Origin of the sequence: Ruoffia sp. FAM 20857, from assembly GCF_045528645.1 — a bacterium.
Lineage (GTDB): Bacteria > Bacillota > Bacilli > Lactobacillales > Aerococcaceae > Ruoffia > Ruoffia halotolerans.
Genome location: NZ_JBGQRB010000010.1, coordinates 47,900 through 62,325, shown reverse-complemented (window position 1 = coordinate 62,325; position 14,426 = coordinate 47,900). Strand labels below are relative to the sequence as shown.

The 14,426-nt window shown below is 35.8% G+C and carries 12 protein-coding genes; all 12 read left to right on the top strand.

What is annotated here, in order from left to right; translation table 11 throughout:
- The first annotated feature begins 268 nt into the window (after positions 1-268).
- Positions 269-1,297: a helix-turn-helix domain-containing protein gene (locus ACEN4N_RS03830; RefSeq protein WP_407090647.1), complete on the top strand. Its 1,029-nt coding sequence runs from the start codon at positions 269-271 to the stop codon at positions 1,295-1,297.
- 2 nt (positions 1,298-1,299) lie between these two features.
- The gene (gene pgsA, locus ACEN4N_RS03825) at positions 1,300-1,887 is read left to right on the top strand and encodes a CDP-diacylglycerol--glycerol-3-phosphate 3-phosphatidyltransferase (protein WP_407090646.1); all 588 of its coding nucleotides are present in this window, start codon (positions 1,300-1,302) and stop codon (positions 1,885-1,887) included.
- A gap of 152 nt (positions 1,888-2,039) precedes the next feature.
- On the top strand, positions 2,040-3,296 hold the full coding sequence (locus ACEN4N_RS03820; protein ID WP_407090645.1) for a competence/damage-inducible protein A: 1,257 nt from the start codon (positions 2,040-2,042) through the stop codon (positions 3,294-3,296).
- Between the two features lie 78 nt (positions 3,297-3,374).
- On the top strand, positions 3,375-4,442 hold the full coding sequence (recA, locus tag ACEN4N_RS03815; protein WP_138403694.1) for a recombinase RecA: 1,068 nt from the start codon (positions 3,375-3,377) through the stop codon (positions 4,440-4,442).
- A gap of 383 nt (positions 4,443-4,825) precedes the next feature.
- Positions 4,826-6,385 carry a ribonuclease Y gene (gene rny, locus ACEN4N_RS03810; RefSeq protein WP_407090095.1) on the top strand — a complete coding sequence of 520 codons (1,560 nt, stop codon included), beginning with the start codon at positions 4,826-4,828 and terminating at the stop codon, positions 6,383-6,385.
- A 184-nt stretch (positions 6,386-6,569) separates the two neighbouring features.
- A complete protein-coding gene (locus ACEN4N_RS03805; protein ID WP_407090096.1) occupies positions 6,570-7,352 on the top strand; it encodes a TIGR00282 family metallophosphoesterase in 783 nt (260 codons plus the stop codon).
- 10 nt (positions 7,353-7,362) lie between these two features.
- Positions 7,363-9,939, top strand: coding sequence for a DNA mismatch repair protein MutS (mutS, locus tag ACEN4N_RS03800; RefSeq protein ID WP_407090097.1), 2,577 nt, complete (start codon positions 7,363-7,365; stop codon positions 9,937-9,939).
- Between the two features lie 21 nt (positions 9,940-9,960).
- Positions 9,961-11,895 carry a DNA mismatch repair endonuclease MutL gene (gene mutL / locus ACEN4N_RS03795; protein WP_407090098.1) on the top strand — a complete coding sequence of 645 codons (1,935 nt, stop codon included), beginning with the start codon at positions 9,961-9,963 and terminating at the stop codon, positions 11,893-11,895.
- Complete coding sequence (gene msrB / locus ACEN4N_RS03790) at positions 11,892-12,332, top strand: peptide-methionine (R)-S-oxide reductase MsrB (protein ID WP_407090099.1); 441 nt, start codon at positions 11,892-11,894, stop codon at positions 12,330-12,332. Before mutL ends, msrB (ACEN4N_RS03790) begins: the two co-directional genes overlap by 4 nt.
- An 11-nt stretch (positions 12,333-12,343) precedes the next feature.
- Positions 12,344-12,781: a peptide-methionine (R)-S-oxide reductase MsrB gene (gene msrB, locus ACEN4N_RS03785; protein ID WP_407090100.1), complete on the top strand. Its 438-nt coding sequence runs from the start codon at positions 12,344-12,346 to the stop codon at positions 12,779-12,781.
- A 7-nt stretch (positions 12,782-12,788) separates the two neighbouring features.
- Positions 12,789-13,388 (top strand): Holliday junction branch migration protein RuvA, encoded by a 600-nt coding sequence (ruvA, locus tag ACEN4N_RS03780; protein WP_407090101.1) that lies wholly within the window; start codon positions 12,789-12,791, stop codon positions 13,386-13,388.
- A 15-nt stretch (positions 13,389-13,403) separates the two neighbouring features.
- Positions 13,404-14,426, top strand: a complete 1,023-nt coding sequence (gene ruvB, locus ACEN4N_RS03775) for a Holliday junction branch migration DNA helicase RuvB (RefSeq protein ID WP_407093735.1) — start codon at positions 13,404-13,406, stop codon at positions 14,424-14,426.

The following is a 14,426-nucleotide window of genomic DNA, read 5'->3' as shown; positions in this document are numbered from 1 at the left end:
GCTTAGTTCCACTAAGCGAATTGGTAGAGTCTGCTTACGCAAGGTATTGAACCGCCGTGTACGGAACCGTACGCACGGTGGTGTGAGAGGTCGACTAGTCAAATAATGGCTAGTCTCCTACTCGATTAATACAGCGATTCTTTTAGATATATGTAATAAATTTATAAGATTAAATCATGACAAAATACTTAACAATTAAGATTACTATCTTTAAATTCTATGCTATAATACAGTAGTATAGATTTAGATACAAAGAGGAGTCTGTTTTATGAGCGAATTGGGAACTAAATTACGCGAAGCGCGTGTAGAAAAAGGTTATACCCTAAATACATTACAACAAATGACAAAAATTCAAAAAAAATATTTACAAGCCATTGAATTAGGTAATTATGAAGAAATGCCAGGTAGCTTTTATGTGCGTGCTTTTATTAAACAGTACGCTGATATGGTTGGCTTAAATGGTGATGAGTTATTAATTGAATATGAAGATGAATTGTCTTCAGGTTCTGATAAATCTAATGATTCTGATGATGTGGAAGGCGATAAAATTCCTAGTCGTGCAGAACGTTATGTTACGAATGAAAATAATTCTTTTGATTCGGTCCTTGCTTATTTACCAGTAATCTTATTAGTAGCTATTGTAATTGGAATAATGATTGCTTTAGTTTTTGCGATTAATAGTATCGGTCAAAACGACCAACCTGCAGAATCGGTTTCAAGTGAGACGACGAGTATCGTGAGTGTTGTTGAACCGGAATCAGTTGAACAGGACGAGCCAGCGACAGAATCAGATGCTGAATCTGAAACTACTACTGAAGAGCCAGCGCTTGGAGAGAATGATATAATGGTTGGAGATCAAGTATTAACATTAACTTCACAACCTGGTGAGGCTACGACTTATGAATTGAATGCACCGTTCTCAGAGTATACTTTTGAGTTTGAAGGAAATAACTTTGTGTGGGTTGGTGTATTTGAAGACGGTGTGATTGTACAAGATACAACCATTGTTGAAGATGAAGTGTTAGAACATACCGTGACTCCAGGTACTCAAGAAGTTAGAATTTCCTTCGGATATCCTGAGGGAGCTAATTTATCAGTTAATGGTACGTTAATTGAGCCTCAAGGACAATACTTAACAGAGACGATTATCTTTACAGCAGCGGAAGATAGTGGAGTGGAAACTGAAGATGATGCTATCGAATTAGATATACCAGAAGAAGACGCAACGACTTCTGAAGAAGATTTCCAAGGACCTGCCGTATTAGCACCAGAAGATGGTACGGAGGGAGCTGAATAAACATGCAAATGAATATTGCTAACAAACTGACAGTAGCAAGAATGTTTTTAATTCCTGTGTTCATCATTTTAATGTATATACCAAATCAATTTGGCAATATTGATGTATTGGGAGCAAATATTCCAGTCTTTCAATTTATCGCTGGTTTAGTATTTACCATTGCCAGTATTACTGATTATTTAGATGGTTACTTAGCTAGAAAACATAATTTAATTACATCATTTGGAGAGTTTTTTGACCCCATGGCGGACAAACTATTAGTTATTGCTGCTTTAATTATGCTGGTTCAAGCAAATACAGTTCCAGGTTGGGTAGTCGTGATTATTGTGAGCCGTGAACTACTTGTTACGGGGCTACGAGTATTACTTGCTACTCAAAGTGGTAAGGTAATGGCTGCCGCATGGCCAGGAAAAATTAAAACTTTTACTCAAATGTTTGCGATAATATTCTACTTATTTGACGATATTGGTTTTGCGTTACTCAATATTCCTATTTCGACCATTTTAATTTACGTTTGTTTAATATTTACGGTATATTCTGGGGCAGAGTATTTTTATAAAGGTCGACATGTCTTTGCTGATACGCAATAAAATTAAAAACTAATTCGTTTTAAATAAACAATAGAATATTATTTTTAGAACAATTTACTTCATGATAATCTTATCTGGGGTAAATTGTTTTATTTTTAAAATAAATTAATGGAATTGACCATTTTTCTTGTATATATATAGGGGGAGTTTTTTTGAAGGCAGAAATTATAGCTGTAGGTACTGAATTATTAATGGGATACATAGTGAATACGAATGCGAGTGATATCGCACAAGAATTACTGGATATTGGAATTGGTACGTATTATCAATCTGTTGTTGGAGATAATAGTGACAGGATAAATGAAGCTTTAGAGATTGCATCATCTAGATCTGATCTGATTTTTCTTTCTGGAGGTTTAGGGCCAACAGAAGACGATATAACAAAGCAAGTTTTAGCTGAATTTTTAGGTGAAGAATTATATCACGACAAGAAACAACTCGAGAGAGTCGAAACTTATTTCAAAAACCAAAATCGAGAGATGACAAAGAATAATTATAGACAGGCTTTAACGATTAATGGCGGAGAAACAATTCTTAACGATGTGGGACTAGCTGCTGGGTTAATCTACACGAAAGAAAAAAATAATAAAACGATATATTATATTGTTTTACCTGGCCCTCCATTTGAGATGAAGCATATGCTGAATGAACATGTCAAACCGTATATTAGAAGTGTGATGGCTAAGCAAGGGGTTATTAGTTCTAAATACATTAATTTATATGGCGTAGGGGAATCTTTCGTTGCAGATAAACTGAGAGATTTAATTGAAACTCAAACAAACCCAACGATAGCTATTTACGCTAAACCAAAACGTGTTTCGATTCGTTTAACATATAATTCTGTAACCTATGAAGAGTCCGAAGATGTTTTAGATGAATTAGCTGAACAAATTCGTCAACGCTTTACGAAGCATTTTATTGGTTATGGGTCTGAGCAACTTTTTGAAAAATTCATTGTCGACGAATTAAGAAAACATAACAAAACATTATCGGCAGCAGAAAGTTTAACGGGTGGTTTAGTCCTAGAAAGGTTAACGAATACACCGGGTGCTGGAGACGTCATTGTTGGTGGATTTGTTACTTATCAAACAGAACAAAAAGTCAAAATGCTTGGGATACCGGAAGAAATTATTAAAGAACATACGGTTGTCAGCGCAGAAGTTGCACAAGAAATGGCTGAGAGAACGTTAAATTTAACTGGTAGTGATTTAGCTATTTCATTAACTGGTGTAGCAGGACCGAAATCTTTAGAAGGTCATCCCCCAGGAAAGGTCTTTGTTGCTCTAGCAGCAAAAAATCATCCAGTCCAAGTAGCAGAATTAAACATCTCAAATAAACCTAGACATGTTGTAAGAGAAGTGGCAGAGTTTGAAGTTTTAAACTTAGTAAAAGAATTTTTAAATAAATAGAACATATGTTCGTTTTTTGCTTGCAAAACGATAAAAGTAAAGTTACAATGTAATAGAAATGAAATGGAGGCACAAGTAATGGTAGATAAAGATAGAAGAAAAGCGCTAGACCTAGCATTAAAGGGAATTGAAAAAAACTTTGGTAAAGGTGCAATTATGCGTCTTGGAGATCGTACGGATACACGTATTTCAACTGTACCAACTGGATCTTTACAATTAGATATTGCCTTAGGTGTCGGTGGATACCCAAGAGGACGTATAATTGAATGTTACGGACCAGAATCATCTGGTAAGACAACAGTTGCACTACATGCTATTGCAGAAGTTCAAAAAAATGGAGGCTTAGCTGCCTTCATTGATGCTGAGCATGCATTAGATCCAGATTACGCAGCAAATTTAGGTGTCGATGTAGAGGAATTATTACTTTCTCAACCAGATACAGGGGAGCAAGCCTTAGAAATTGCGGATGCATTAGTATCATCTGGAGCCATTGATATCGTTGTTATTGACTCTGTTGCAGCATTAGTTCCAAGAGCTGAAATTGAAGGTGAGATGGGTGATACTCATATTGGTCTTCAAGCTCGTTTAATGTCTCAAGCATTGAGAAAATTATCCGGTTCAATTAGTAAAACAAAAACAATTGCCTTTTTCATTAACCAAATTCGTGAAAAAGTGGGTGTTATGTTCGGAAACCCTGAAACAACGCCTGGTGGACGTGCACTTAAATTCTATTCATCAGTTCGTTTAGAAGTCAGACGTGCGGAATCAATTAAAGATAGCGGAAACTTTGTAGGGAATAGAACGCGTATTAAAGTAGTTAAGAATAAAGTAGCCCCTCCATTTAAAGAAGCAATGGTAGATATTATCTATGGTAAAGGGATTTCTAAAATTGGAGAACTCGTTGATATTGCTGCTGATTTAGAAATCATTAAAAAAGCAGGTTCTTGGTATTCTTATGGTGAAGAGCGAATCGGACAAGGACGAGAGAATGCGAAAACATTCTTAGAAGAGAATCCAGATATTCTAGAAGTTGTTGAAGCTCAAGTGCGTGAGCACTACTTCACACCAAAAGAAGTTAAAGAAGAAAAAGCTAACGAAGAAAAAGTAGAAGAAAGCACTGAATTACCTTTAGATAGCGAAGAATAATAATAGATAATTAATTTCAATAATTTAGACCAGTTAGCCTGTTATACTTTATAGCAGGCTGGCTGGTCTTTAATTTAATCATAAGAATAATCCCCTTAGATAGTTCCGAGGAAAAATAATTAAATAATATTTTATAAACTAAAAAATATAGTAAGCGATTTACATCAGGTAGCTTCAAAGTTAAGCATTCATAGACCTGAGCACCTACTCCGAGATTTCTATTAGAAAATAATTTGAAATTATCTATATTTTATAATTGTGATTGATTGACTAATTAACAAAATAGTCATATGATAGTATGTGTGGTTGCACACTATTTATTTTACTTAATTTTAACACTAAAATGAATACTTTAAAATTACATAGATCAGGAGGTGACTCATATGGACTTTATGTCAATCGCCTTCGCGATCGTTGCTTTAATAGTTGGAATTATAATCGGCTTTTTAATCAAAAAAGTGTCAGACAATAAACGTATTGAGGGTGCGAAAGCAAATGCTGAAGTCATTGTTGACGATGCAATTAAACAAGCTCAAAATCTTAAACGAGAAGCGCTATTCGAAGCGAAGGAAGAAAATCTAAAGTACCGTAATGAGATTGAGGCGGAATTAAAAGAGCGTCGCAATGAAGTCAGTAGATCCGAGAATCGTTTAATTCAAAAAGAAGAAAATTTAGATCAAAAAGGTAATAATTTAGACAAAAGAGAATTAAATATTGAATCTAAAGAAGATGATTTGAACAAACGACTACAAAGTGTTACTGATAAAGAAGCAAGAGTGAATGAAATAATTCAACAACAAAAAGATGAATTAGAACGTGTCGCAGCATTGTCTCGAGACGATGCAAGAGAGTTAATTATTGACGAAACAAAAGATGGTTTAGCTCAAGACATAGCAATAATGGTTCGTGATGCAGAGCAACAAGCTAAAGACGAAGCAGACCGTAATGCGAAAAATATTATACTACAAGCAATTCAAAGAACATCCACCGATATTGTCACTGACAATTCAGTGAGTGTTGTTCAATTACCTAACGACGATATGAAAGGTCGTATTATAGGTAGAGAAGGTAGAAATATTCGAACATTCGAAAGCTTAACTGGTATCGATTTAATTATTGATGATACACCAGATACTGTCGTATTAAGTGGATTTGATCCAATTCGACGCCAAATTGCAAAAATTGCTTTAGAAAAATTAATCCAAGATGGACGAATTCATCCTGCTCGAATTGAAGAAATGGTTGAAAGAGCTAGAAAAGAAGTCGATGAAAAAATTCGAGAAGTCGGTGAAGAAGCTACATTTGAATTAGGCATTCATTCACTGCATCCAGACTTGATTAAAATCATTGGTCGATTAGCTTATCGAACTAGTTATGGTCAAAACGTCCTAAAACATTCCATCGAAGTAGCTAAATTAACGAGCTATATGGCGGGTGAGTTAGGTGAAGACGTTGTCGTAGCTAAACGAGCTGGTTTATTACATGATTTAGGTAAAGCATTAGATAATGAAATCGAAGGTACACACGTTGAGATTGGGACAGAGATTGCAAAACGTTATAAAGAATCAGACGTTATTATTAACGCAATTGCTTCCCATCATGGAGATACTCAACCAACTTCAATGATATCAGTGTTAGTTGCTTTAGCAGATGCATTTTCTGCAGCAAGACCTGGTGCTAGAAGTGAATCACTTGAGAATTATATACGTCGACTTGAACAATTGGAAGAAATTTCAACAAGTTTTGATGGAGTCTCTCAAGCTTATGCAATTCAAGCTGGACGAGAAGTCAGAGTAGCAGTTAGACCAGACAAAATCAATGACGCACAAGCGGCTAAAGTGGCTCATGACATTCGAAAACGTGTTGAGTCTGAAATGAATTATCCAGGAAACATTAAAGTAACGGTAATTCGCGAAACAAGATCTGTCGAATATGCCAAATAATTGAGTTAAAACTACGAGCGTTAATGCTCGTGGTTTATTTTTTTGGGTATTAAAGTAATTTTAAAAAGCTAAATAAGATAAATATAATGCAACAATCAGATGAAGTCGGATCATTCTGTCGACTTTATTTTACATGAAAATATTGATATGATACTAGGTAAGATTAACTGGAAAGAGGACTTGCATGAAAATATTATTTATAGGCGACATTGTTGGAGTAAGTGGGCAAGAGGCAATAAAAAAATATTTAACTCAACTGAAACAAGAACACAAACCACAAGTTACGATAGCAAATGGTGAAAACATTGCAGACGGGCATGGAATTACAGAAACACTCTATAAATGGCTAATGTCATCAGGAGTAGATGCGATTACACTAGGAAATCACGCTTTTGATAACCGAAATATTTACGAATTTATTTCAGACGCAAAGTGTTTAGTGCGCCCAGTCAATATGCCAGAAGGAACTCCAGGTAAAGGTGTTCACTATGTTAGAGTGAATGATATGGAATTGGCTATTATTAATGTCATAGGGAATGTATTTATGAAGCCTTCACTTGATGCATTTAATTACTTGAAGCCGTTAATTGAATCGGTTAAGAAAAGAACAAACCATATTTTTATTGATTTTCATGGTGAAACAACGAGTGAAAAACAAGCGATGGGCTTTTTATTTGATGGGCAAATCTCTGCACTTGTAGGAACGCATACACATGTTCAAACAAATGATGGCAGAGTCCTGCCACAGGGAACCGCTTATATATCAGATGTCGGCATGACAGGTGCTTTAAATAGTGTGATTGGTTTCCGTAAAGAGGATTCCATTCGGCGTTTTACAAGCCAATTGCCAACGCGCTTAGAACAAGAAATTTCGAATGAAGCTGTTATTAGTGCAGTTGTCATCGATATCAATTCGTCAACAGGATTAGCAAAATCAATTAAAACAATATATCAGCAAATTAGATAGGAAGATATAAATGGCAAAAAAGACGAAACAAACGCCAATGATGGAACAATATTTAAAGATTAAAGAAAGTTATCCGGATGCGTTTTTATTTTATCGGTTAGGTGATTTTTATGAGTTATTTCATGAGGACGCAATCCAAGCATCGAAAATATTAGAAATCACTTTAACATCCAGAAATAAAAATGCTGATAATCCGATACCTATGTGTGGGGTTCCGTATCATTCTTCAACAGAGTATATAAAACGCTTAATTGAAGCCGGTTATAAAGTTGCGATTTGTGAACAAATGGAAGACCCTAAGCAAGCAAAAGGTATGGTCAAAAGAGAAGTCGTCAGAGTGGTGACACCCGGGACAATTCTTGAAGATGATGCGATACCAACAAAAGAGAACAATTATCTTGCATGTATCCATATCGGTGATAATGGCTATTATTTAAGCTACATTGATATCTCAACGGGGGAATTATATTTGACCAAAACGACTATTTGGAATCAATTAGTCAATGAAGTCAAAGGGATTAATCCTTCAGAGGTGATCATTGATTCCAAGATTGATAGCGAATTATTAGAGAAATTAAAACAACATTTAGGTAGTTTCTTTACTTTATTCGAAAGTAACCATGAAATAACACATTCATGGAAGATAGCTGAACCAACAAAGGATGAATTAATAAACTTAAATATGCTTTATGGCTATTTGGAAAGTATTTATATTACTAATTTAGAACATATAAAGGAAGTTGAACGTTACGAACTCAGTTCTTATATGCAAATGAACTATTATGCGAAGTCACAATTAGAATTGACTCGCTCATTGCGTTCACAAAAGAAAAAAGGTTCCTTACTCGACTTAATTGATAAAACTAAAACAGCCATGGGCGGCCGAAAATTACATCAATGGTTAGACAAACCCTTGCTAGATATGAATGATTTAACTGATCGACATCAAAAGGTTGAAAACTTAATGGGTTTTTATTTTGAGCGTGTAGACTTAATGGACAGTTTGAGCCAAATCTATGATTTAGAACGACTTATAACAAAGATTAGTTTAGGGAATGCAACTGCACGTGATTTAAATCAATTACGTAATTCATTGCAAGGCATTCCTAGAATCAATAAAATATTAGAAGTCATTAACAATCATTTAGCTCATGATGTCAATACTACGCCATTTAAATTATTAGATGAATATAAATCATTATTAGAATACGTCGATTCAGTATTAGTGGATGATCCTCCCATTTCAATCACTGAAGGAAATATTATAAAAGATAAGGTCAATGAACAATTAGATACATATAGAGATGCCTTGGAAAACGGACAAAAATGGCTCTCAGAGCTACAAAAAAGAGAGCGCGAACAGACAGGTCTTAAAACGTTAAAAGTGGGTTACAATAAAGTATTTGGCTATTATATTGAAATTAGCCGACTCCAAGCAGCAAACTTTAATGATGACCGCTATATTCGTAAACAAACGTTGACGAATGCTGAGCGATATATTACTGAAGAATTGAAAGAAATTGAAGCGACTATTCTCGGTGCCCAAGAGAAATCAACGTCTTTAGAGTATGATTTATTTATTGCACTGAGAGAACACGTAGCAAAATATGTGAGCGACTTACAAGAGCTAGCTCATGAAGTAGCTACATTAGACGTACTAGTCAACTTCGCTAATATTAGTGAGTCTGAAGACTATGTTCGTGCGGAATTAACCCATGAAGCTAAAAGAATTGAATTAGAAGATTCACGACACCCAGTTGTCGAAAGTTTAATTGGAAAAGCCAATTTTGTGCCTAATTCTTTATCCGCTGATGATGATCGATCTTTATTTTTACTAACTGGGCCAAACATGTCAGGCAAAAGTACATTTATGCGTCAAATTGCATTTTGTGTTATTTTAAATCAAATCGGCTGTTTTGTTCCGGCTAAACGTGCAAAACTACCAATCGTAGATAAAATCTTTACACGTATTGGAAGTTCAGATGACACGACAAGTGGTCAAAGTACATTCATGGTTGAGATGATGGAGACGAATGTGGCCTTGGAAGAAGCGACAGAGAATAGTTTACTTTTATTTGATGAGATAGGACGAGGAACAGCGACCTTCGATGGGATGGCCTTGGCTGAAGCAATTATTAAATACATTGCTAAAAACGTCAAAGCGTTGACTATCTTCTCAACTCACTATCATGAACTGACTGAATTGGATAAAACCATTGATGAAGTGAAAAATATTCATGTCGGTGCCCAAGAATACGATGGAAACTTGATATTCTTACATAAAGTTCTTGATGGACCGGCAGATAAAAGTTATGGGATTCATGTGGCTAAGTTAGCAGGTTTACCTGAAAGAGTCTTAGAGGAGAGTCAAGAAATTCTATTCGAACTCGAAACCAATGCGAAAAACTTACGTGAATCTGGAGCAGTTCAATTAGATTTATTTGCTGAACGAGAAGCTGAAGTCATTCAAGAAGTGGTACCAGATAATATTCAATCAATTGTGGATGATTTACGTTCACTTAATATTAATCAAATGACTCCCATCGAAGCAATGCAAAAACTTTACGAATGGAATCAAGAACTATAGTATATTGTTGGAGGTGATATAGTGGGAATTATTAAGCAAATGCCTGACTTTTTGGCGAATCAAATTGCTGCAGGGGAAGTCGTTGAACGACCAGCCTCGGTAGTAAAAGAATTAGTGGAGAATGCCATAGATGCTGAAAGTACACAAATTATTGTTGAATTAATCGAAGCAGGTATTCAAAAAATTAAAGTGACCGATAACGGTAAAGGGATTATTGCCGAAGACTTGCCAATGGCGTTTATGGCACATGCAACAAGTAAGATATATGAATCAACAGATTTATTCAATATCAATTCCTTAGGTTTCCGTGGAGAAGCTCTAGCAAGTATTGGTTCTGTAAGTAAGGTTCGTGTCGAGTCAATGACAGAAGATGACGATAGTAGACATTTTATTGAGATAGAAGGGTCTAAAATCATTGAAGAAGGATTGACTCAAGCAAAAATTGGTACAACGGTTGAAGTGAATAGTTTATTCTACAATACACCAGCCCGTCTTAAGCATTTAAAGACAATCAAGACAGAATTAAGTCATTCCTTGAAATTCATACAAAATATTGCTTTAGCCTATCCTGCTATTCGGTTTAAACTGACCCACAATGGTCAAGAGATTTTCGCCAGTCATGGAAACGGTAATCTCCAACAAGTGATTGCGAGTGTGTATCAACCTGCATTTGCAAGAGATTTAATTTCAATCCAAAGCGAATCGGATGATTTTTCAATCAATGGATTTATATCTAAACCGACCTTAACTCGTACGAGCAAACAATATATCCATTGGATTATTAATGGTCGTTCAGTGAAGAGTTATATGTTAGATGAAGTGTTAATTAAAGCGTATGGTAGACAATTGATGATTGGGCGTTATCCCATCGCTATTATTCGAATTCAACTCGACCCAAGACTGGTGGATGTGAATGTGCATCCAACGAAACAAACGTTACGTTTAAGTAAGGAAGATGAATTAAGTGAGTTAATTACACAAGCGGTGCACCAAACGTTAGATGTAGTCAATCCAATTCCTTCTTTAGAAGAAAGTGATTTGCCCAATGTTAATAGAAACAATACAAATTATAATCCAGTTCAGTTTAACTTTTCGCAAAAAGCACCGCCAACAAATATCGAACCGGACTGGGTTCAAAACACAGAATCCGAAGCGAAACCGATGGATTATAAAGAACAATTGCAACATGCGCTCAATAATAATGGCACAAATCGAAGTGGTTCCATTGGAGAACCAACTGATGTAATCTATCAGCGAAGTGAACCAACGAACGAAACAATTCAAACAAATGACTTCGATTCTTCAACAACAAACAAGCAACCTGTAGAAGAAAGCAAACGATATTCCTTAGACTTTTACAGTTTAAGATATGTCGGTCAAATTCATGGGACCTATTTAATCGCAGAAAATGAGACTGGATTTTATTTAATTGACCAACATGCGGCTCAAGAACGCATCCGTTATGAAGACTTAATGAACGAAGAGGTCGATGTTACTATCCAACAACAGCTACTTATGCCAATTATCATCAATTTTACGACAAGTGAAATGGAGATCATTAGCGAATTAGAAAATCAATTCGAGAAATTAGGTCTTTATTTGGAATTGATGGGGCCTACAAGCTATAAGTTGGAAAGTTATCCGGATTGGTTGTATTATGAAGAGGTCGAAGGATTAGTAACGGATTTAGTAGAACTTTTGAATAAGCAACCGAATCTGACAGTTCAAGAATTAAAAGAACGGTCAATTATTATGCAAAGTTGTCGGGGCGCGATTAAAGCGAATCATTATTTAGATGATAAACAAGCAATTGCTTTAATTCATGGACTAGATGGATTAGAAGATCCATACCATTGTCCACATGGCCGTCCTGTATTTGTCGAATTTGATCACAACACATTAGAAAAACTATTCAAACGAATCCAAGATACACACGAGAGAGGGGTATTTAGATGAGTAAAGCAGAAAAATCCAATGAAAATATTAAAAAATTAAATGAATTACAGTATAATGTGACACAAGAAAGTGCGACGGAGCGTCCGTTCACTGGAGAATACGATGATTTCTATGAAAAAGGTATATATGTCGATATTGTCAGTGGAAAACCGTTATTCTCAAGTTCAGATAAGTATGATGCGGGTTGTGGTTGGCCATCATTTTCACAGCCAATTGAAGAATCATTTGTTACTGAACATGATGATTTCAGCTTGAACCGTAAACGTACTGAAATCCGCAGTTCCGATGCCGATTCACACTTAGGTCATGTATTTCCAGATGGGATAGAGGAATTGGGTGGCCTGCGCTATTGCATTAACTCAGCGGCATTAAGATTTATTCCTGAAGAAGAGATGGCAGAAAAAGGATATAGCGAATATCTTAAATATGTAAAATAGGAGTGAGTATAATGGCTAAATTAGATTATCAAGAACAAATTAAAAATTTAAATGAAACTCAATATCAAGTAACACAAAACGAAGGAACAGAAAGACCTTTCACGGGAGAGTATGATGACTTTTATGAAAAAGGCATTTACGTAGATATCGTAAGTGGTGAACCTTTATTCTTAAGTAGTACTAAGTATGATGCGGGTTGCGGATGGCCATCTTTCTCACAACCAATCACGAAGACAAATATTGTCGAAAATACCGATTTAAGTCATGGGATGGTTAGAACTGAAGTGAGAAGTACCGATGCTGATTCACATCTAGGACATGTATTTAACGATGGACCACAAGATCAAGGTGGCTTACGTTATTGTATTAACTCAGCTTCATTAAAATTCATTCCTTTTGAGGAAATGGATGAAGCGGGCTACAGTGAATATAAAAGCCAAGTGGAGTAATTAGACTATGTATGAATTTATAGAAGGAATATTACACTCTGTTACGCCACAATATATTGTTATTAATGTGAATGGGATTGGCTATAAAATTATTACAGCCAATCCTTTTCGTTGGCAAGACTACTTAAGTCAAACCGTTCAATGTCAAGTTGAGTTAGTCACTCGAGAAGATTCGATGACTTTATACGGTTTTTACGATGCCAACGAAAAACAATTATTCCATAAATTAAATAAAGTATCCGGGATTGGACCTAAAAGTGCTTTATCTATCTTAGCTTTAGATGATCATGATGGGTTAATTCAAGCGATTGAATCGGGAGATAGCCAGTATTTAACGAAATTTCCAGGTGTGGGTAAAAAGACTGCCCAACAAATGGTACTAGACCTAAGAGGGCAATTAGACTTTGCCTCTGAAGTAGCTAAGAGTGACACATCACAAAGCACAAGTGCATCAGATGAGATTAATGAGAAAGTCATCGAAGCACTCGAAGGTCTTGGTTACTCGCAACGTGAAATTAAACGTGTTGAGAAAGCAATAAAGGCTGAGCAATTTAACTCAACCCAAGACGGCTTGAGTTATGCCTTCAAATTATTAATTAAAAACTAACAAGGAGGGCAGAGTATGAGTCATGAAGACCGTATTTTACAAAACGAACCGTTAAATGAAGCAGAAGAAATGCAAGAACAATTACTGCTTCGACCTAAATTACTTAAAGATTATATTGGTCAAGACAAATTAAAAAAAGAATTGTCAGTCTATTTACAAGCAGCTAAAATGCGTGAAGAAGCATTAGACCATATTTTAGTTTATGGCCCTCCAGGCTTAGGTAAAACAACATTAGCAATGATTATTGCAAATGAGTTAGAAGTTGGAATACAAACAACGAGTGGTCCAGCCATAGAAAGACCTGGGGATTTATTAGCGATATTGAATGAACTAAATCCAGGCGACGTTCTCTTTATCGACGAGATTCATCGTCTTCCTCGTATAATTGAAGAAGTATTGTATTCTGCGATGGAAGATTATTTTGTTGATATCGTCATTGGGCAAGGATCAGCAAGTCAGCCTATCCACTTTGAATTGCCACCGTTCACACTGATAGGGGCAACAACGAGAGCAGGAATGCTTTCACAACCTTTAAGAGACCGATTTGGGATTGTGTCTCATTTGGAATACTATAATACAGAGGATTTAAAAGCAATTGTTAATCGAACAGCAAATGTTTTCCAAATTGAGATTGATGACCATGGCGCGCAAGAAATTGCTTTAAGGAGCCGAGGAACTCCCCGAATTGCGAATCGATTGCTAAGACGTGTGCGAGATTTTGCACAAGTTAAAAGTAATGGAAGAATAACTCAATCAGTAACAGACGAATCTCTGCAAATTCTTGATATTGATGAGTGCGGTTTAGATGGCGTAGACCGAAAATTACTATCAACAATGATTGAATTGTATGATGGTGGTCCGGTTGGGCTAAGTACGATTGCGATAAACATCAGTGAAGATACAGAGACAGTCATTGATATGTATGAGCCTTACTTATTACAGAATGGCTTTATCCAAAGAACACCCAGAGGCCGAGTAGCAACTAAAAAGACATATGAACACTTAGGCTACCCATGGATGGAAACGAAAGAGGAATAA

Excerpts from the sequence above, each read along its gene's own strand:
- ACEN4N_RS03830 (WP_407090647.1), top strand. The coding sequence starts at position 269 with ATGAGCGAATTGGGAACTAAATTACGCGAAGCGCGTGTAGAAAAAGGT.
- pgsA (WP_407090646.1), top strand. The coding sequence starts at position 1,300 with ATGCAAATGAATATTGCTAACAAACTGACAGTAGCAAGAATGTTTTTA.
- recA (WP_138403694.1), top strand. The coding sequence starts at position 3,375 with ATGGTAGATAAAGATAGAAGAAAAGCGCTAGACCTAGCATTAAAGGGA.
- rny (WP_407090095.1), top strand. The coding sequence starts at position 4,826 with ATGGACTTTATGTCAATCGCCTTCGCGATCGTTGCTTTAATAGTTGGA.
- ACEN4N_RS03805 (WP_407090096.1), top strand. The coding sequence starts at position 6,570 with ATGAAAATATTATTTATAGGCGACATTGTTGGAGTAAGTGGGCAAGAG.
- mutS (WP_407090097.1), top strand. The coding sequence starts at position 7,363 with ATGGCAAAAAAGACGAAACAAACGCCAATGATGGAACAATATTTAAAG.
- msrB (WP_407090099.1), top strand. The coding sequence starts at position 11,892 with ATGAGTAAAGCAGAAAAATCCAATGAAAATATTAAAAAATTAAATGAA.
- msrB (WP_407090100.1), top strand. The coding sequence starts at position 12,344 with ATGGCTAAATTAGATTATCAAGAACAAATTAAAAATTTAAATGAAACT.
- ruvA (WP_407090101.1), top strand. The coding sequence starts at position 12,789 with ATGTATGAATTTATAGAAGGAATATTACACTCTGTTACGCCACAATAT.
- ruvB (WP_407093735.1), top strand. The coding sequence starts at position 13,404 with ATGAGTCATGAAGACCGTATTTTACAAAACGAACCGTTAAATGAAGCA.